The 17,570-nt window shown below is 60.0% G+C and carries 20 protein-coding genes; 15 read left to right on the forward strand and 5 right to left on the reverse strand.

The window, feature by feature from the left end:
• Positions 1-78 precede the first annotated feature (78 nt).
• Together BMZ67_RS15820 and BMZ67_RS15825 are read right to left on the reverse strand one after the other, a co-directional pair.
• Positions 79-1,179 carry a porin gene (locus BMZ67_RS15820; RefSeq protein ID WP_092025376.1) on the reverse strand — a complete coding sequence of 367 codons (1,101 nt, stop codon included), beginning with the start codon at positions 1,177-1,179 and terminating at the stop codon, positions 79-81.
• Positions 1,180-1,447: 268 nt separating this feature from the next.
• Positions 1,448-2,899 (reverse strand): WS/DGAT domain-containing protein, encoded by a 1,452-nt coding sequence (locus BMZ67_RS15825; protein WP_342713593.1) that lies wholly within the window; start codon positions 2,897-2,899, stop codon positions 1,448-1,450.
• 223 nt (positions 2,900-3,122) lie between these two features.
• Between BMZ67_RS15825 and BMZ67_RS15830 the strand changes: the two genes are divergently transcribed.
• Together BMZ67_RS15830 and BMZ67_RS15835 are read left to right on the forward strand one after the other, a co-directional pair.
• Positions 3,123-4,046, forward strand: a complete 924-nt coding sequence (locus tag BMZ67_RS15830) for an alpha/beta hydrolase (protein WP_092025382.1) — start codon at positions 3,123-3,125, stop codon at positions 4,044-4,046.
• Positions 4,047-4,143: 97 nt separating this feature from the next.
• Complete coding sequence (locus BMZ67_RS15835; protein ID WP_092025385.1) at positions 4,144-4,911, forward strand: DUF8198 family protein; 768 nt, start codon at positions 4,144-4,146, stop codon at positions 4,909-4,911.
• Here the strand turns inward: BMZ67_RS15835 and BMZ67_RS15840 are convergent.
• Positions 4,890-5,171 (reverse strand): polyhydroxyalkanoic acid system family protein, encoded by a 282-nt coding sequence (locus BMZ67_RS15840; protein WP_092025388.1) that lies wholly within the window; start codon positions 5,169-5,171, stop codon positions 4,890-4,892. The genes BMZ67_RS15835 and BMZ67_RS15840 overlap by 22 nt on opposite strands.
• A gap of 113 nt (positions 5,172-5,284) precedes the next feature.
• Between BMZ67_RS15840 and ubiE the strand changes: the two genes are divergently transcribed.
• From ubiE to BMZ67_RS15885, 9 genes are all read left to right on the forward strand, one after another.
• Positions 5,285-6,076, forward strand: a complete 792-nt coding sequence (ubiE, locus tag BMZ67_RS15845; protein ID WP_092025391.1) for a bifunctional demethylmenaquinone methyltransferase/2-methoxy-6-polyprenyl-1,4-benzoquinol methylase UbiE — start codon at positions 5,285-5,287, stop codon at positions 6,074-6,076.
• Positions 6,076-6,738 (forward strand): ubiquinone biosynthesis accessory factor UbiJ, encoded by a 663-nt coding sequence (locus BMZ67_RS15850; protein ID WP_092025393.1) that lies wholly within the window; start codon positions 6,076-6,078, stop codon positions 6,736-6,738. The genes ubiE and BMZ67_RS15850 overlap by 1 nt, the downstream gene beginning before the upstream one ends.
• Positions 6,735-8,378: a ubiquinone biosynthesis regulatory protein kinase UbiB gene (gene ubiB / locus BMZ67_RS15855; protein ID WP_092025396.1), complete on the forward strand. Its 1,644-nt coding sequence runs from the start codon at positions 6,735-6,737 to the stop codon at positions 8,376-8,378. Before BMZ67_RS15850 ends, ubiB begins: the two co-directional genes overlap by 4 nt.
• 30 nt (positions 8,379-8,408) lie before the next feature.
• The gene (gene hisI, locus BMZ67_RS15860; protein WP_092025400.1) at positions 8,409-8,837 is read left to right on the forward strand and encodes a phosphoribosyl-AMP cyclohydrolase; all 429 of its coding nucleotides are present in this window, start codon (positions 8,409-8,411) and stop codon (positions 8,835-8,837) included.
• Positions 8,838-9,167 (forward strand): phosphoribosyl-ATP diphosphatase, encoded by a 330-nt coding sequence (locus BMZ67_RS15865; protein WP_092025403.1) that lies wholly within the window; start codon positions 8,838-8,840, stop codon positions 9,165-9,167.
• Positions 9,168-9,254: 87 nt separating this feature from the next.
• Positions 9,255-9,491, forward strand: a complete 237-nt coding sequence (gene tatA / locus BMZ67_RS15870) for a Sec-independent protein translocase subunit TatA (RefSeq protein ID WP_092025405.1) — start codon at positions 9,255-9,257, stop codon at positions 9,489-9,491.
• An 11-nt stretch (positions 9,492-9,502) separates the two neighbouring features.
• Positions 9,503-9,940 (forward strand): Sec-independent protein translocase protein TatB, encoded by a 438-nt coding sequence (gene tatB / locus BMZ67_RS15875; protein ID WP_092025408.1) that lies wholly within the window; start codon positions 9,503-9,505, stop codon positions 9,938-9,940.
• Positions 9,937-10,737, forward strand: a complete 801-nt coding sequence (gene tatC, locus BMZ67_RS15880; protein ID WP_092025411.1) for a twin-arginine translocase subunit TatC — start codon at positions 9,937-9,939, stop codon at positions 10,735-10,737. The genes tatB and tatC overlap by 4 nt, the downstream gene beginning before the upstream one ends.
• On the forward strand, positions 10,734-11,456 hold the full coding sequence (locus BMZ67_RS15885) for a 16S rRNA (uracil(1498)-N(3))-methyltransferase (protein ID WP_092025414.1): 723 nt from the start codon (positions 10,734-10,736) through the stop codon (positions 11,454-11,456). The genes tatC and BMZ67_RS15885 overlap by 4 nt, the downstream gene beginning before the upstream one ends.
• A gap of 16 nt (positions 11,457-11,472) precedes the next feature.
• Here BMZ67_RS15885 and BMZ67_RS15890 read toward each other — a convergent pair whose 3' ends face one another.
• Together BMZ67_RS15890 and dsbD are read right to left on the reverse strand one after the other, a co-directional pair.
• Positions 11,473-12,402, reverse strand: a complete 930-nt coding sequence (locus BMZ67_RS15890; protein WP_092025417.1) for a DUF808 domain-containing protein — start codon at positions 12,400-12,402, stop codon at positions 11,473-11,475.
• Positions 12,403-12,460: 58 nt separating this feature from the next.
• On the reverse strand, positions 12,461-14,266 hold the full coding sequence (gene dsbD, locus BMZ67_RS15895) for a protein-disulfide reductase DsbD (protein WP_092025420.1): 1,806 nt from the start codon (positions 14,264-14,266) through the stop codon (positions 12,461-12,463).
• 121 nt (positions 14,267-14,387) lie between these two features.
• Here dsbD and BMZ67_RS15900 point away from each other — a divergent pair, with 121 nt between their 5' ends.
• The 4 genes from BMZ67_RS15900 to BMZ67_RS15915 all read left to right on the forward strand — a co-directional run bounded on the left by BMZ67_RS15900 (position 14,388) and on the right by BMZ67_RS15915 (position 17,564).
• Positions 14,388-14,906, forward strand: coding sequence for a TlpA family protein disulfide reductase (locus BMZ67_RS15900; protein WP_092025422.1), 519 nt, complete (start codon positions 14,388-14,390; stop codon positions 14,904-14,906).
• A 51-nt stretch (positions 14,907-14,957) separates the two neighbouring features.
• A complete protein-coding gene (locus BMZ67_RS15905) occupies positions 14,958-15,212 on the forward strand; it encodes a DUF4266 domain-containing protein (RefSeq protein WP_175481949.1) in 255 nt (84 codons plus the stop codon).
• Entirely contained in the window at positions 15,203-16,546 is a 1,344-nt protein-coding gene (locus tag BMZ67_RS15910; RefSeq protein ID WP_092025426.1) for a DUF3570 domain-containing protein, read from the forward strand. Before BMZ67_RS15905 ends, BMZ67_RS15910 begins: the two co-directional genes overlap by 10 nt.
• A 64-nt stretch (positions 16,547-16,610) precedes the next feature.
• Entirely contained in the window at positions 16,611-17,564 is a 954-nt protein-coding gene (locus BMZ67_RS15915) for an FAD:protein FMN transferase (RefSeq protein ID WP_092025429.1), read from the forward strand.
• Positions 17,565-17,570: the final 6 nt, after the last annotated feature.

Genomic DNA, 17,570 nt, shown 5'->3' on the forward strand with positions numbered 1-17,570 from the left:
TTTAGTCGCAGACCGGTCGTCCAGACCGGCCCGGACCAGGAGCAGGCGCCAGACACCTGACGCCTTAACAAGTAACGCTTAGAACATCACGATGGCACCCAGCGCCAGGGTATCCGCCTCGGCTTGGGTCGCGCCGCTGGAGCGGGCAGTCTGCTCAAACATGTTGTATTCAGCCGCCAGCTTCAGGTTGCTGTTTACGTCATGGAAGAAAGCAACGGAGGTGTTCTCAGTTTCGAAATCCAGGATCTCGGCATCGGTTTCACCGTAAGACACCACCAGACGGTTGGCGCCGAAGGTGTAGGAACCCTGAACCAGGTAACCGTCGGCATCGTCCTCGGTCAGCGCGCCATCGGAGATCAACACCGGGTTGTCGCCCTTGGAGGTAAAGCCGGATGCGGTCAGCGACAGGCCAGCAACCGCAGCACGCAGACCATAGCCAACACCGCTGGAGTCTACGGTGGTGGTGGCGTTTTCAGACGACTGGGAACGACCGTTAACCCAACCAGTCAGGGCAACCCCACCCAGGTCGGCACTGTAAGTCACCTCAGCTTCAAAGCGAGGAGCGGACTGCTCAGACTGGGCGCCCGGCGTGGTGTCCGCTGGCTCCAGGATACCGGCAGCCACTTTCAGGCCACCCATGTCCGGGGAACGGTAAGTGATCTGGGCAGACGGGTTCGGGTAAGGATAGCCAGAGCGGATGTTGCCGAAAGACACCCCTGTTGGCGCACCCGGAGAGCCGAAGCCCATCAGGATTTCGTCCAGGAAGATGTTGGAACGGGCGTACAGACCGAAGTCCTTACCAATCAGCACCTGACCAAAAGAGCCGTCAACGGTGGCGTACAATTGACGTACGTCGATCGCGGTGTCAGTCGGTGACTGCAGGCTGTCGTTGATGGTGGACCAGAACGAAGAACGACCACCCATGGTGAGGTCGCCCACTTCCTTGCTGAAGTTAAACCCGATGGTGTTGGGCAGGAAGCCCATCTTGACGTCGGAACTCTGGGTATCCGCCGCCTTGTCATCACGGTTTACATAGAAAGCGTTGAAATAGCCGTCGACGGAGAACGAGGTACCCTCGTTGTTATATACCTCAACAGCAGCATTTGCGGTCGCGCTGAGACCGGTTGCCGCAACCAGTGCAACAGCCAGCCCTGACTTTCTGAAGTTGTTATTTTTCATACTTCCCCCAAATTGGTTTTGTCCGGGATTCAGCGCCTGCCATTCAGATCAGCAGCACGCCGGGCCTTTAGGAGCCGAACTCCATCATCGAACAGCCCGGAAAACCGGAACATCCACCAAGAGGGCTGGTTTTATGGGTAATTGGGAGGCAGTGGAATCAGGACTTTGGGATTACGACCCGGCCGCGGGCCGCCAGGCATAGCCGGGGCGCCCGTCAGGGTTTCGCGGATAGCGGGGATCAGCAGCAGGGAACAGTCAATAGCACGGATCAGAGCTGGAACCGGTCAAGTTCATCGAGGCAGCGGGAAAGGAAGTCCTCAGGGTCCGGCAGGATGGCTTCATCGGCAACGATGCCGAACTGCACCTGGCCGGCGTAACTGATCACACTGATGCCCAAGCCGATGTTGCCGGCCTGGGGCACCCAGAACATTTGTTCGCGGATGCGGCAACCAGCAAGGAAGCGGTGCTCGCGCAGGCCGGGTACGTTGGAGACCACCGCGCTGGCCTTGCGGTACATCATTCCGGCAACCGTCTGCAGGACACCTTGCGGCAGCAGTGACGCGGTTCCAGCCAGGGCCCAGGAAATACCCGGTTGCCAGCTCTTTTTCAGCCGCCGGGTTTCATGCTTCACCCGGAACAGCCGTTCGAGCGAGGTGTCACCGTCCACCGGCAATGGAACAAACACGGTGCCAAAGAAATTGCCCAGGGCTCCAGCATCCGGGCAGATACCTTCCGGCATTCGATCGCGGATGTTGACCGGGACCGCCGCATGCATGACCGACTCATCCAGCAAATCCCCCTCGGCCTCGAGGCAGCCCCGCACCGCTGCGGCCACGCAACTGAGCAACACATCATTGATGGTGCAGCCCGTGCGTTCCGCCACCGAACGGAAGCGATCTAAGGCCACCGGTTGCGACCAACCGCAGTTACGCCGCCCTAACAGCGGACGTTTCAGCTGCGACGGCGTGTCCTCTTGTTCAATCAGGAACTGACTTAATTCGTTGACCAGGCGCAGCCCCTGGTGGGTGAGGCGCTCCAGTGACGATGTCCCAGCCTTTCCGGAACTGTCGCCATCCGCGCTCCCCGCATTGCTGACCAACGCATCCAGCCAGGCTCCTGCAGAACGTTTCCAACGGCCAAGGTCCGCCTGTTCCCGGGCACCATAGAGTGCCGGCGCCTGCTGGGGCGAACTCGGGCAGGTCTGTTCGAAGATACCAAGCAGGGACAGCCCATCGGCATAGCAATGGTGAATTCGCAGCAGTAAGGCCGAGCCACCGTCTGCGTCCGGCACCAGCCAGAACTTCCACCGTGGCCGGTAATCCGGCAGGGGGTGGTTCAGCCGGGCCGACACCCACTGGCGCAATGCAGACTCAGAAAAAGCCCCCGGTACGATCTCCAGATGGTGATCCAGGGTGAAGGTCGGATCCGGTTCCCACCACCAGCCCGGTGGTCGCTGGACCGGCATAAAGCGAAAGCGCTCCCAGGCCAGCCAGTAGTGCTCAAGGAAGTCCCGCAACCGCCCGGGCGTGAGGTCGTCCACCCGCATCATGACGGTAATGGTCATGGGGTTCTCGGGGCGCTCCAGCGCCAGCCAGGCCGAATCAGCAGGCAATAGAAGATGCGATTCTTCGTGACTCAACGACTGGCAACTCCGGTAGTTGTTGTTAGATGGGAACCCGGCATTGTGCCAGACAACCGGAAAGGGCTCCAACACTCTCATGGTTGCCGCTTTGTTACAAAAAATTACATTTGAGCCACGGTCCACCTCTATACTCGAAATCAAGGATGTATAAAGGTTTAGGGGAGCTCAATTGGCTCTCGACGAACAAAAAATCGGTAATCTGCGCCAATACGTCCACTGTGAGTTAGCGATAAAACAGCCGTATCTGCTTACAACACCACAATGAAAAACGTGCAGAAACACTTGCTGTAGGGGAACGGTTATGAAAGCGAGCCACGTTCGCAAACTGATTAAACCGATCGAAAGCGCGTATTCGGAGATGTTTTCCGGCCGTGTTTACCGGGTCGGTAAAGGCGCAGTATCGGTACGAAACCACAGCGGCAAAGCCGAACAAACCGTCATCGGCGTTCACGGGTTCCTGGAAAATCATTGCTACTTCACCCAGGCCTACGAAGCACCCAGCACCGAACTCATCCTGCTCACCTGTAGCAACTACCATATTCCGGTCAATGGGGTAACGCCCGAAACACCCGATTGGGAAGTCCCCATCAAGTTCCTCGAAGCCACCATCGAATACGACGCCTGTATTCTGGTGCAGGCGCTGAGCAACCTGCCTTCCACCGACAACATCCGTATCCATGGCCACTCCCGTGGTGGAGCGGTCATTCTGGAAGCGGTGCGTCAGCGACCAGAACTGTTTGAGAACGTTGAGGTGGTTCTGGAAGCACCGGTGTTGCCCCAAGGCAAACTTCACGCCCTGGTGACAACCCTGCTGGAGCCTGTCAGTCACGGCATGTGGCCCTGGCTGATCCGCCTGATCAACACCGCGCCCTCATCCGCCTATGGCCAGACGTTCTTTGGCAAGATGAATCCCCGCAAGAAGGTGTTGCTGAGCAAGCTGTTCTCAGCCACCAAGGACCACCTGACCATTGTCCGCAATATTGAAGACATCATGGAATGGATGGCGCGAACCGACACCAGCGTGTACAGCCATGTGCGTCACGGCACCTTCCTGATCCCCCAGGTTGACCGTATCCTCGACCGCACGGCGATGCTCAACAGTGCCCGCCAGAGCCCGACAACGATGCGCATCATCGAAACCGAGGCCCCCAGCCACTTCATCACCCTCGACAGCGACCAGTGGGTTCCCGGGTTTGAAACGCTGCCGGCCGCGGCCCAGTTCTAACCCCTGACAGACCCAGCTGCTCTCCGGTACACTGGGTAAGCGCCAGGAGCCTCAGGACGAGGCTCCAACCGATGCCCTACCGGAGACCTCCCGTTACATGTACCGCGATCGTCTGATCCAGACCCCCGTCCATAGCGAAAACGCCCGACGTCTCCAGCAACAACTTCTGGCTTACCACGACTTCCGCCAAGGCATGGCCCAGCATCCCCAGAACCCTGCGCTGGCAGTCCTGGGTGACTGGCAGGCTGAGCGACTTAAGAGCACCCATCAGGACCTCTACCAACAACCGGATTACCACCAGGGCCTGCACTTCCTGCTGACCGACCTGTATGCACCCGCCAGCCTCAACCAACGGGACGACAGCATCGACCGGGTGTTTCCGAAGATGGTGAAGTGGCTGCCGGATCACCTGCTGGCAACCCTTGCCGGCCTGGTGGAACTGAACCTGGTCACCCAGACCCTGGACCTGGGTCTGGTCGAAACCCTGGCTCGCCTGAGCTACCCGGTCGACGACTTGCAGGCGTGGCAGTACTGTGAGGCTTACCGTCTGGCTGACCAACATCAGCAACGCCGGCGGCAGATTGAGCTGATTGCCGAGGTCGGGGGACAACTGGATCGTTACGTTCGCAACCGGACTCTGGGGTGGCTGCTATCGATGAGCCGGTCCGCAGCGGACATGGCTGGTCTGGGAGATCTGCACGACTTCCTGCATCGTGGCTACAGCGCCTTTCACGCGATGGAGAACGTCGAGCAGTTGATCACACAACTGGTAACCCGGGAAAACCAGGTGCTGGAACAGATTCTTGCCGCTGCCCCAGCCCCATTTGAACTGAATGCCGAGCCTCAACCCTGCTTGGTGAGCTGATCAAGCTGGCTCTGAATCTCCTGCTCGATCCGTGATTTGAATGGACGCAGCAGCAGCCCCAGTTCGAGGTGCACGTGAATTTCGCCGGGATTGAAGTTTAGAAACCCCTTCACACCACTGCGCTTGAATCGCAGTACGTCCCCTTCCCACTGATAGTTCACGTCGAACTCCCTGGACAGATCCTTGGCCAGGGTTTCCGCTGCCTGACGGGCATGGTCTTGATCAAGCGCGTGCGTATGTCGGACTTCAATAACGGACATGGAGGTAGTTACTCTCTAAAAATTGGGATTTTGATAGTTTAAGGGGGCAAGAAACTTGTAGCCACCCCCCTAACCGTTAGAATACGGGGTTCAGATTCTGACAGGACCTTGCCATGAGCCAACACCAGCCGTCTTCAAACCAGGAAAACACCGGCACCACTCCGGACGACAGCACCCACTTTGGGTACCGGACTGTTGAAAGATCCCAGAAGGCGGGCCAGGTTGCCGAGGTGTTCCATTCGGTGGCAGGCAAGTACGACCTGATGAACGATCTCATGTCCATGGGCATTCACCGTCTTTGGAAGCGCTTCACCATTGAACTGAGCGGTGTGCGCCCCGGCCAGCGGGTACTGGACATCGCCGGTGGCACTGGCGACCTCACCATGAAATTTTCAGACCTGGTGGGTCCCCAGGGGCAGGTTGTCCTGGCGGATATCAACGCTTCAATGTTGCAGGTCGGACGCAGCCGTCTGACAGACCGGGGCTACGCCGGCAACATCGAATACGTCCAGGCCGACGCCGAGCACCTGCCGTTCCCGGACAACCATTTCAATGCTGTCAGCATCGCCTTCGGGCTCCGCAACGTCACCGACAAAGACCAGGCCCTCCGTGACATGGCGCGGGTACTGAAGCCCGGCGGTAAGCTGATGGTGCTGGAATTTTCCAAGCCCACCAACCCACTGTTGAGCAAGGTCTACGACTCCTACTCGTTCAACGCCCTACCGTTGATGGGCCAGCTGATTGCCGGGGATTCCGCCAGCTACCAGTACTTGGCCGAGTCCATCCGTATGCATCCGGATCAGGATACCCTCAAGGGCATGATGGAGAACGCCGGCCTGGTGAACTGCAAATACCACAACATGACGGGGGGCATCGTTGCCCTGCACGTGGGAATCAAGCCCTGATGTTAGCGGGACCAACGCTGCGGGCCGCGTTCACCGGAGCCATTGAAACCGCCCTCAACCAGGCCCTGGCCTTGGACCCGGGCGGCCGTGATGCCTTGCTGAAATCACTGGCGGCGACCGTGCAGTTCCGAATCACCGCGCCCCTGCCGATCACGCTGACACTGCAGGCGGTAGGCGAACAGGTCCGGGTTGGCAGTGAAACCGCCGAAGCCCCCGCACTGGACATCGCCGGGCGTCCCCTGGCCTTTGCCTCCCTGGCGCTGGGCGACGACCAGGTATTCCAGCAGGAGCGGCTGCAGGTGACCGGCGACATGGGACTGGCACACCAGTTCCAGCGTGCTGTTGGCCAATTGAACCCAGATTGGGAAGCCGCCCTGGCTCAACACATCGGCGATGTCCCGGCCCACTTTCTCGGTCGTCGCTTGCGTAACGCCGTGGCTTGGAGCCGTCAGGCCTCCGCGTCACTCAATGCCAATATCGAAGAATACATCCACGAGGAAAGCGGCACCCTCCCTGGCCGGCGAGAGCTGGAGGCCACCTTCTCGGATATTGATGAACTCAGCCTGCGTACTGAGCGGCTGAGCGCCCGTCTGGAACAACTGGAAGCCAAGGTACTTGGCCCAGCGCCCGCACCGGACCCATCCACACCGGAGTCACAGTGACACGCCTGCAACGCCTGTTTCGCATTGCCTGGGTGTTCTGCCGTTATCGGCTGGACACCTTTTTGCCGTTGGCAGAACTCCCGCCTGCCCTGAGGCTGTTCTTCCTGCTCGCCCCCTGGCACCTGTTTCCCATGCCGAAGCTCAGCCGCGGCGACCGTTTGCGACTGGCTCTGGAGCAGCTGGGCCCGGTTTTCGTCAAGTTTGGCCAGATCCTCTCAACCCGCCGGGATCTGCTGCCGGACGACATGGCCGAGTCGCTCCGCCAGCTTCAGGATCGGGTCCCCCCCTTCCCCGGCGACCAGGCCCAGGCACTGATTGAACGGTCCCTCGGCGCGCCGGTCAGTGAGTGCTTCGCAGAATTCAGCCAACAGCCGATGGCCTCCGCATCGGTAGCCCAGGTACACGCCGCAACCCTGCACAGCGGTCAGCAGGTGGTGGTCAAGGTCGTCCGCCCAGGCATCGAAAAGGTCATCCGTCAGGATCTCGCCCTGATGTACCTGATGGCCGGTTTGCTGGAGCGCTACTGGTCCGAAGGACCACGCCTTCACCCGGTCGAGGTGGTTGCGGACTACGACGCCACCATCCACGACGAACTCGACCTGCAACGGGAGGCTGCCAATGCCAGCCAACTGCGGCGAAATTTCGAGGGCTCCAGCCTGATCTACATCCCCACCATCGACTGGACCTTTACCCGCAAGAACGTGCTGGTCATGGAGCGTATCCACGGCATTCCCGTCGCCGACGTCGAGGCCTTGCAGGCGGCGGGGGTAAACCTCAAGGTACTGGCGGAAAAAGGCGTCGAGATTTTCTTCACCCAGGTGTTCCGCGACAGCTTCTTCCACGCAGACATGCACCCGGGCAATATTTTCGTGGACGCCAGCAATCCCCAGGATCCGAAATACATTGCCATCGACTTTGGCATTGTCGGCACCCTGGCACCGGACGACCAGAGCTACCTGGCCCGCAACCTGCTCGCGTTCTTCCGCCGGGACTACCGCCAGGTCGCCCAATTGCACATTCAGTCTGGCTGGGTTCCCCCCGAAACCCGGGTCAACGAATTTGAGGCCGCGATCCGCACCGTTTGTGAGCCTATTTTCGAGCGCCCCTTGAAAGACATCTCGTTCGGCCACTTCCTGCTGCGGCTGTTCCAGACCGCCCGCCGGTTCAACATGGAGGTTCAGCCACAATTGGTGTTGCTGCAGAAAACCCTGCTGAACGTCGAAGGCCTGGGCCGCCAGCTGTACCCGGACCTGGACCTGTGGAGTACTGCCCAACCGTTCCTGGAAAGCTGGATGCGTAAGCGCATTGGCCCCAGTGGACTGGTCAAAAGCCTGCAATCTCACCTGCCGGCCTGGCTTGAGCAGTCACCCGAGATGCCGCAGCTGGTACATGATGCCCTGCTGCAGATTCGCAGTGGCAACCCGACAAGGCGCGACAATAGCGATACACTGGCTTTGATTGAAGCTGCCCAGAGCCACCAGGACCGCCGCTGGCGCCGAATTTTGCTCGCTACCGTTCTGGTCGCCGTGGCCGTTATCGGCCTGGAACACGACCTGGTGGAAGTCGCCCGTGAGCTGCCGCCCTACGGTTGGGGTCTGCTGGCCGCAGCCGCCTGGCTGGTGGCCCGAGGTAGCCGCTAGGCGGCAAGTAAACGACAGGAATTCATAGAAATGAAAGAAACTTTACCTAATGTCGACAGCCCGGAGTGGGTGAACGCCATCAAGTTCAATGACGATGGCCTGGTCCCTGCCATCGCCCAGGACGCCACAACCGGTGACATCCTGATGATGGCCTGGATGAACCCCGAAGCGCTCACCCTGACTGCACAGGAAGGGGTCGCCATATACTGGTCCCGTTCCCGGGGTAAGCTGTGGCGCAAAGGTGAGTCCTCCGGACACCAGCAACGGGTTGCTGAAATCCGCTTTGACTGTGATGCCGACGTGATTCTGCTGAAGGTGGAACAGCAAGGTGGCATCGCCTGTCATACCGGTCGTCGCAGCTGCTTTTACCGCAAGCTGGTGGATGGCGAATGGGTGACGGTTGACCCGGTGATCAAGGACCCCGACGCCATTTATGGCAAGCCAGAGGGAGAATCATGAATGAGTGACGTACTGGCTAAACTGGCACAAGTGCTCGAAGCCCGCAAACAGGCGGATCCGGACAGTTCTTATGTCGCCAGCCTCCACGCCAAGGGTCTGAACAAGATCCTTGAGAAAGTGGGCGAGGAATGCACCGAAACCCTGCTGGCCGCCAAAGATGCGGAAACCAGCGGCGACACCAGTGACGTGATCTACGAAACCGCAGACCTGTGGTTTCACAGCCTGGTCATGTTGTCGCGGCTCGGGTTGGGACCGGAAGACGTGCTGAACGAACTGGCCCGCCGGTTCGACCTGTCCGGGCTGGAAGAAAAGGCTAACCGGGAAGGGTAACCTGCCAAAGGCAAATGCATTTTCAGTTACCCCCACCACTAGCGTACAATCAATCGATATAGTGAGTTAAAACACGAGGGCCCCAATATGGGTATCAGTATCTGGCAATTACTCATCGTACTCGGCATCGTCGTCTTGTTGTTCGGAACCAAGAAACTGCGCAACATCGGTTCTGATCTCGGAGGTGCTATCCGGGGCTTCAAGAAATCGATGAACGACGATGAAGCACCCTCCAACGACCCCAAAGCGGTTGAGGAGAAGTCTGACGCTCAGGTTTACCAAACCAGCGCCGAAGACAAGACTGAACAGAAGCCCCATAGCTGAGCCTGGGCTGAATGTTCGACATCGGCTTCCTTGAACTGCTGATTTGCGGCGTTATTGCCCTGCTTGTGCTGGGGCCAGAGCGCCTGCCTTCGGCTGCCCGCACCGCGGGCCGCTGGGTCGGCAATGCCCGCCGCCTGATGAATCAGTTCTCGACCGAGCTGGACCGACAGATCAAAGCCGAGGAGCTGCGCGAGCAGCTCCGTAAAGCAGGTGATGTTGGTCTGGACGATGTCGAGAAGACCGTCCGTGATGCCCTGGACGAAGCCAAGAAGTACGAACACCTGGTGGTCTCAGACCCGAGCCGGCAGTCCCCCAGACCAGCACCGGCAACGCCCGGCATCCGTAAGGACACCACCGCCCAGTCAACCCCACCGTCTACAGACCAGCCCACTGATTCCGAGTCAGCACAAGCCAACGACAAGGACAGCCCACCGGAAACCCGTTCATGAGTTCGACGCCCGCCGGCCAGATACCCCCGGATCACACAGAAGCGCAGGAAATGACCCTGATTGAGCACCTGCTGGAACTGCGTAACCGGCTGCTCAGGATCGTATTGGCGGTGGTTATCTGCTTCGCGGCCATCTACCCGTTTGCCAATGACCTGTACCTGCTGGTCTCTGAGCCTCTGCGCGAGCTGCTGCCAGTCGGTCAGACCATGATTGCCACTGACATTACCTCCCCCTTTTTCGCGCCGCTGAAGCTTGCGCTGGTGCTGTCGGTGTTTGCCGCCATCCCATACATTCTCTACCAGATCTGGAGCTTTATCGCCCCAGGCCTGTACGCTCATGAAAAACGCCTGGCGTTCCCCCTGCTGGCGTCTTCAGTGGTGCTGTTCTACCTCGGTGCGGCCTTCGCCTATTTCGTGGTCTTCCCCCTGGTGTTTGGCTTCTTCACCTCTATTGGCCCGGAGGGGGTCGTGGAGCTCCCCGACATCAGCAGCTACCTGAACTTTGTGCTGAAGATGTTCTTCGCCTTCGGGGTCGCGTTTGAAATCCCCATTGCCACCATCCTGCTGATTCTCACCGGCGCGACCACTCCGGCAGACCTTGCCGCCAAGCGGCCTTATATTGTGGTGGTCTGCTTTATCGTGGGCATGCTGCTGACCCCTCCCGACGTCATTTCCCAGACCCTGCTGGCGTTGCCGATGTGGCTGCTGTTTGAGGTGGGGATCATTTTTGGCCGGCTCGCCCAGCGCCCGACCAATACGGACGATACCGCCGAACATCCGAACAGTTCCGCCGAATGAACCTTGCCCTGCTAAGCGACGACGACTTTGTCAGCGCCGATTGCGTTCGCCTGACCGGACGCCGACTACGCCATCTAACCGATGTCCTGAAGGCGAAGGTCGGTGATGACATTACCGTTGGCAGACTCAACGGTGACATCGGCACCGGGCGCCTGACACGGCTGACCGCAGACATCGCCGAGCTGACAGTGACCCTCGACCAGAAGCCTCCACTGCCACTGCCGCTGACGCTCGTCCTTGCCATGCCACGCCCAAAGATGTTTCGGCGGGTACTGCAAACAGTGGCTGCCCTCGGGGTCAAGGACATCTGGATCATCAACGCCTATAAGGTCGAAAAGAGTTTCTGGCAAACCCCCTGGCTGACCGACGACGCCTTGCGGGAGAACCTGACCCTCGGTCTGGAACAGGCCAGGGATACACGGATGCCGACAATCCAGATACGTCAACGCTTCAAGCCGTTTGTTGAAGACGAACTTCCGCAGATTCTTCAGACACGTCCGGGAATCGTCGCCCACCCGGGCACCGAGCGCCCGTGCCCGACCCACATCAATGCCCCAGCCACGCTGTGCATCGGTCCGGAAGGCGGCTTTATTCCCTACGAAGTGGACAAACTGGTGGAGGCCGGTTGCCAGGCAGTACACCTGGGCAACCGGATATTGCGTGTGGAAACTGCGGTGCCCGTACTGATTGGCCGTCTCTACGACAGCTGCAACCACTGAGCAGAACTTGGCTAGATCAGCTGCGGACGGCCTTCCAACCGCGGCTGGCCAGGGTCACTATCGCCACCGCCACAGCACCAACCACAATCCCAAAGACACCGTTGGCCAGAGTCGGCGTCAACATGGCGACAAGACCGGTCATGTCGTGGGCCAGCCCTTCAATGAAGTGGTGTACCGCCGGAATGCCGTGGGCGACAATGCCACCACCCACCAGGAACATGGCCGCAGTGCCCAGAATGGAAAGCCCCTTCATCAGGTAGGGGGCCAGCCATAGAATACCGCGCCCGCTGGCACGTACGGCATTGGCCCAGCCACCGTCCCCACTCCGCTGGCTCAGGTAGAGACCGCCATCGTCCAGCTTGACGATACCTGCGACCAATCCGTAGACCCCGACGGTAATCAGCAAGGCCACCACACTCAGCACCAGAAACTGCATACCAATCGGCTCCTGGGTCACCGTGCCCAGGGTAATGGCGATGATCTCTGCCGACAGGATGAAATCGGTGCGGATGGCACCCCGGATCTTGTCCCGTTCCAGCTCCTTGAAGTCTATGTCAGGATCCTGCAATGCCTTGTGCAGTTCTTCCTTGTGCTCTTTGTCTTCCTGGGCGTGCAGCCATTTGTGCAGAAGCTTTTCGAACCCTTCAAAACACAGGAAAGCGCCGCCGAGCATCAGCAGCGGCGTGACCAGCCAGGGCACAAAGAAACTGATGGCCAGTGCCGCCGGAACCAAAATGACTTTATTGAGAAGAGACCCTTTGGCCACCGCCCACACCACCGGGATCTCCCGGGCCGGGCTGACACCGGTGACCTGCTGGGCGTTAAGTGCGAGGTCATCACCAAGTACGCCGGCGGTTTTCTTGGTGGCGACCTTGGTCATGACCGAGACATCGTCCAGAATTGTGGCGATGTCATCAATCAGAGCGATAAGACTGCTTCCTGCCATATAACTGACTTCCTGAAGTTAAGGTTCGGAGCGCCGAGTGTATCCGAAACCCCAGACTTCAGGAACCCAACCGGGCCAGCCCTCCAACCACCGCGCCCAGGCTCGACTCACCCAGCAACCGCTGGGTCGGAAGCTCCCGGCTGTCGCGTTCACCGCCAAAGAACAGCACCGCGGGAGGCCCCGGCACCTGCCATTGCTCGAGCCGGTCTTTCTGGGCGGCCGAAAACGCCGTGACATCAAGTTTGACGAAGCGAACCCGCTGCGCCCAGGCCCGCACATCCGGAGTATCAAACACTTCTTCCTCCATGACCTTACAGCTGATGCACCAGTCGGCATAAACGTCGACCATGACCGGCTGGCCGGAGTTAAGCGAAGAGTTAAGCACGCCATTGAGGACGCCAACATCATCAATCACTTCAAACAGCTCGGGCGCGGGCGCGCCGCCCACCTCGGTCGCATCAGCAACGCCGAAGCCAGCCAGAGGCTGCCATAACGACCCGTCTCCACGGGCAGCGCCCAGCACCAGCAGCAGCCCCCACACCGACAGCAGGACCCCCAGGGTTTTTCTGGACCCCGCCCACCCTGCGGCGTTCGCCTCCAGCGCGCCAACCTGAATACCACACCACAGCAACAGTGCCCCCCAAAGCACCAGCATCGCCGTATTGGGCAGTATTCGGTCCAGCAGGCCAAGGGCAACCACCAGCAAACCAACGCCAAACAGCTGCTTGACCCGTTCCATCCACATGCCCGCCCGCGGCAGGATCCGCGCGCCGGTGGTGCCAATCGCAATCAACGGCACCCCCATCCCCAGGGCCATGGCAAACAGCGCCCCGCCACCGATCACGGCATCCCCCGTGGTGGAAATATACAGCAGCGCCCCTGCCAGGGGCGCCGAGACACAGGGCGACACCACCAGAGCAGAAATCAGCCCCATTAACGCCACGCCTAACCACTGCCCCCCCTTGGACTTCTGCCCCAAGCGATCCAGCCGGTCCCGCAGTGCCGCCGGAAGCTGCAATTCATAGAGTCCAAACATAGCCAACGCCAGCAAGACGAACAACGCCACAAAGATCACAATCACCCAGGGTTGCTGCATCGCAGCCTGGAGGTTGGCTCGGGCGCCAAGGTAACCGACAGTAATCCCCAGGGCGGTATAGGTAGCCGCCATGCCCAGAACGTAGGCAACCGAGAGCGAGAACCCCCGCGCCGCCGACGACGGCTGGTTCTGCCCGACAATAATGCTGGAAAGAATAGGCACCATGGGCAGCACGCAGGGAGTAAAGGTCAGGCCCAGACCCAGCAGGAAAAATGTGCCCAGGATCATTGCCAACCCGGCTTCATTCAGCAGGCTCGCCAGCCCTTCGGCCTCACTGGTCTCGGCCCCAGCGGCCACGACCGACGACACCGCCGGCACGGGCACTGCGGCCGCCTTAACGCTGTTCCCGGATACTGACACCGGGGCCGGCACTGGCACCTGCGTGGTTCGGGTCTGGGGCGGGTAACACAGCCCCGCCTCCGCACACCCCTGGTATCGGTATGTCACCTCTGAGACACCGTCCAGTGAGAGCGGCCCTTGCCAACCGGCAACATCGTGGAACACTGCCTGCTCGCCGAACCAGGGGTCCTGTTTGATCTCCGGCTCGGTCACAAAGGCACCGTCAACCACTGCATCACCGGCGACGACAACCGAAATCCTCGACTCGTAAAGGTAATACCCCGGAGCGATGGCCCATTCTATGGCGAGTACTTCACCGTCGTAGCTGACCGAAGGGCTGAACGCTTCGTCAACCGGAAGAAATACCGGCTCCTCCGCAGCAACCAACCCGGGCAACCCGATCAACACAACAAAAAGAAGAACGGCCATCCAATACCCCCCTCAAAACCACAAGTAGATCAATGATCCACTCAGTATCGATGGCGAGGCTTAAGACTTCCTTAAGTTTGCCTTAATACACTGGCCCAAGATTCCAAAAGGAGCTGTACCTATGGCTGGTTCTGCCACACATACCGACACAAACAAGGCGCTTCTGGTCGCGACGTTTATCGGCGCCGCCCTGTTCAGCACCGCCTCGCTCGCCGAGCAGGAACTCGCGCCACAACTCGAACTGGCGACTGATAGCGGCCAGGTCAATCTCAGCGACCTAAGAGGAAAAGTTGTCCTGCTGGACTTCTGGGCCTCCTGGTGCGGCCCCTGCCGCCAGTCGTTTCCCTGGATGAACGACATGCAGAGCAAGTACCAGGCCCAGGGACTGGAAGTCGTTGCAATCAACCTTGACCAAGACGCCGAAGCGGCCGCGGACTTCCTCCGCGAAATCCCGGCTGACTTTACCGTGGCTTACGATCCAGACGGTGTTTCTCCGCAAGCCTACGGCGTTATGGGCATGCCGAGCGCCTACCTGATCGACCGGGAAGGCCGTATCCACAGCCAGCATATTGGCTTCCATAACGACCGAAAAGATAACTACGAAGCAGACATTCAACGTCTGCTTGAGGCAACCCCGTAGCGAACCGACCAGGCACCGATACCGTGCCCACCCACTCAGAAGGAAGTTGTTATGCCCGATAACACCTGGACGCCCGCCCGCCTGCTCAGGCTTGCGGGAACCGCATTGGTGATGGCCTCGGCCCTTGCAGCCACTGGCTGCAGCAACCTTGGGGTCAAGCCCTGGGAGCGGGACCTGCTGGCCGATCCTGATATGCAGCTCACGGTCTCCGGCGTCGACGCCGGCCTGGATGATCACATCTACTTCAGTAAAGAAGCCACCAGCGGTGGGCGCGGATTTGGCGGAGGAGGCTGCGGATGCAACTGAACAATACTGGAAAGCCGGTCGGGCGCGCCCTCGCGGCCGCCACCTGTGCCCTGCTCGGTGTGCAGGCGACCAACACCCAGGCCAAAGGCAATCCGGGCGAGTGGGATGTGGAAACTGCCCTGCTGGTCTATGCCGAGAGCGACAGCCGGGTCAATGCGATTGAACCGGTCATCAGTGCCACCCGTAACTTCGACGGCGAACGCCAGCTAAACCTCAAACTGGTCGCCGACACCCTTACCGGCGCGTCACCGTCCGGAGCGACCCCCAGTGACCTGCCGCAAACCTTTACCAGCCCTTCCGGCAGCGGAAGCTACAGCATAGCCCCGGGTGAAGCTCCGCTGGATGACACCTTCAAGGATACTCGGGTCGCCCTGTCTGCGGCGTGGAGTGCCCCAATTAACCGGGACTACGCCTACAGCGTGGGCGGGTATGCCTCGAGGGAGTACGATTACTTCTCCACCGCGCTGAACGGTAGCCTGTCGCGTTACCTCAACAACAAGAACACCACCCTGACCGGCGGACTCTCCCTGGGCATGGACCTGATCGACCCGGTGGGCGGGGCTCCCGTCGGCCTTTCCCGGATGCCGTTGCGTGACGGCAAGACCGAGGCTGAATTCGACCAGGAGTTCACCGCCACCCGCGAGAGCGACGACAGCAAGGCTCTGGTCGACGCGCTGTTTGGGGTGACGCAGGTCATCAACCGGCAAACCCTGATGCAATTCAACTATGCCGTTAGCTATTCCAGCGGTTACCTGACCGACCCGTACAAACTGCTCAGCGTTATCGACGATGCCAGCGGCGCCAACTACGGGGGCAACCTGATCGGTGCCGATGGCAACCCGGTATACCTCTATGAAAACCGGCCTGACAGCCGCCTGAAACACGCGCTGTATTGGCAAACCAAGTACATGCTGACCAATGGCGACGTTGTCGACGGTTCCTACCGTTTCATGATCGACGACTGGGGCATCAGCTCCCACACTGTCGATCTGAAGTATCGCTGGCGCCTGGCAAACAGCTATCTGGAACCCCATTTCCGTTACTACATGCAGTCAGAGGCGGATTTTTACAAACGCTACCTGACAGCAACCGAGTACAACAATGGTGCTCCAGCCCTGACCGAAGCCAGTGCCGACTATCGGCTGGGTGAACTGACCGGGCTGACCCTTGGCGCCAAATGGGGCTACCGTTTTGACGAAGACCGGGAGTTGGCGATCCGTGCCGAATACATGATACAGAGCAACGATGGCGACGAAGGCTTTGGCCAACTGACCAACCACGACCTGTATCCGGACACCGATGCCATGTGGGTACAACTCAGCTATAGTTTCTGACATTGCCCGTACCGTATTGGGGGCTGGCGCCGGTCGCAACCCGCGCCAGCCCCCTGAGGATGTCATGACCGTTATCACCATTGCCCCCACCGACAACCCAGCCAACCACCCCCTTCCCCAGCTTTCCGGCAGCGACCGGCAATGGCAGGGCCACTTTGAAGCCATGGCAAGCCCCTGCGAAATCCTGATGGACGGTATCGACCGGGCCCAGGCCAAACAGGCCCTGGCCTATGCCGCCAAGGAAACCTGGCGGTTGGAATACAAGCTCTCACGCTACGTCCCTGGCAACCCGGTCGACCAGATTAACCACAGCCATGGCGACGCCATAACTGTGGATGATGAAATCGCCCTGATGCTGGATTACGCGGGCCAGTGCTACGAGCTCAGTGACGGCCGCTTCGATATCACCTCAGGCATCCTGCGCAGGGCCTGGTGTTTTGATGGCAGCGACCGGCTACCGGACCATGACAGCGTGACCACGCTTCTCCAGCAGATTGGTTGGGAGCAGGTGCTCTGGCAGCGGCCGCAGCTGACGTTGCCGGAGGGAATGGAGCTTGATTTCGGTGGCATCGGGAAGGAATATGCGGTGGACCGGGTCTTGCTCGACCTCAAGCACCAGCTTACTGACGGCTGCGCGGTGCTGGTCAACTTCGGTGGAGACCTGGCTTGCAGTGGTCCGCGTAAAAACGGGCACCCCTGGACCGTGGGCGTCGAGGATCACCGCCGAACCCATGAAGCCAGCCAGACCCTGTCACTGCGGGGAGGAGCCCTGGCAACCAGCGGCGATAGCCGGCGTTTCCTGCTGAAAGACGGGATTCGCTATGGCCACATCCTCGACCCGCGCACCGGCTGGCCCGTCCCCAACGCGCCTCACAGCGTTACAGTGGCCGCGCCGACGTGCACCCTGGCCGGTATGCTGGCCACCTTCGCCATGCTCCATGGCGATGATGCCGAAGCCTTCCTGGACGACCAGGACGTGCAGTACTGGGTCCAGCGTTCAGCGCCGCCAGCAGGCTGACGGCAT

The sequence above is a fragment of the Marinobacter zhejiangensis genome (assembly GCF_900114775.1).
Taxonomy (GTDB): domain Bacteria; phylum Pseudomonadota; class Gammaproteobacteria; order Pseudomonadales; family Oleiphilaceae; genus Marinobacter; species Marinobacter zhejiangensis.

Bases quoted from the DNA above. Each gene is read 5' to 3' on its own strand.
- BMZ67_RS15820 (WP_092025376.1), bottom strand. From the start codon at position 1,179: ATGAAAAATAACAACTTCAGAAAGTCAGGGCTGGCTGTTGCACTGGTT.
- BMZ67_RS15825 (WP_342713593.1), bottom strand. From the start codon at position 2,899: ATGAGAGTGTTGGAGCCCTTTCCGGTTGTCTGGCACAATGCCGGGTTC.
- BMZ67_RS15830 (WP_092025382.1), top strand. From the start codon at position 3,123: ATGAAAGCGAGCCACGTTCGCAAACTGATTAAACCGATCGAAAGCGCG.
- BMZ67_RS15835 (WP_092025385.1), top strand. From the start codon at position 4,144: ATGTACCGCGATCGTCTGATCCAGACCCCCGTCCATAGCGAAAACGCC.
- BMZ67_RS15840 (WP_092025388.1), bottom strand. From the start codon at position 5,171: ATGTCCGTTATTGAAGTCCGACATACGCACGCGCTTGATCAAGACCAT.
- ubiE (WP_092025391.1), top strand. From the start codon at position 5,285: ATGAGCCAACACCAGCCGTCTTCAAACCAGGAAAACACCGGCACCACT.
- BMZ67_RS15850 (WP_092025393.1), top strand. From the start codon at position 6,076: ATGTTAGCGGGACCAACGCTGCGGGCCGCGTTCACCGGAGCCATTGAA.
- hisI (WP_092025400.1), top strand. From the start codon at position 8,409: ATGAAAGAAACTTTACCTAATGTCGACAGCCCGGAGTGGGTGAACGCC.
- BMZ67_RS15865 (WP_092025403.1), top strand. From the start codon at position 8,838: ATGAGTGACGTACTGGCTAAACTGGCACAAGTGCTCGAAGCCCGCAAA.
- tatA (WP_092025405.1), top strand. From the start codon at position 9,255: ATGGGTATCAGTATCTGGCAATTACTCATCGTACTCGGCATCGTCGTC.
- tatB (WP_092025408.1), top strand. From the start codon at position 9,503: ATGTTCGACATCGGCTTCCTTGAACTGCTGATTTGCGGCGTTATTGCC.
- tatC (WP_092025411.1), top strand. From the start codon at position 9,937: ATGAGTTCGACGCCCGCCGGCCAGATACCCCCGGATCACACAGAAGCG.
- BMZ67_RS15885 (WP_092025414.1), top strand. From the start codon at position 10,734: ATGAACCTTGCCCTGCTAAGCGACGACGACTTTGTCAGCGCCGATTGC.
- BMZ67_RS15890 (WP_092025417.1), bottom strand. From the start codon at position 12,402: ATGGCAGGAAGCAGTCTTATCGCTCTGATTGATGACATCGCCACAATT.
- dsbD (WP_092025420.1), bottom strand. From the start codon at position 14,266: ATGGCCGTTCTTCTTTTTGTTGTGTTGATCGGGTTGCCCGGGTTGGTT.
- BMZ67_RS15900 (WP_092025422.1), top strand. From the start codon at position 14,388: ATGGCTGGTTCTGCCACACATACCGACACAAACAAGGCGCTTCTGGTC.
- BMZ67_RS15905 (WP_175481949.1), top strand. From the start codon at position 14,958: ATGCCCGATAACACCTGGACGCCCGCCCGCCTGCTCAGGCTTGCGGGA.
- BMZ67_RS15910 (WP_092025426.1), top strand. From the start codon at position 15,203: ATGCAACTGAACAATACTGGAAAGCCGGTCGGGCGCGCCCTCGCGGCC.
- BMZ67_RS15915 (WP_092025429.1), top strand. From the start codon at position 16,611: ATGACCGTTATCACCATTGCCCCCACCGACAACCCAGCCAACCACCCC.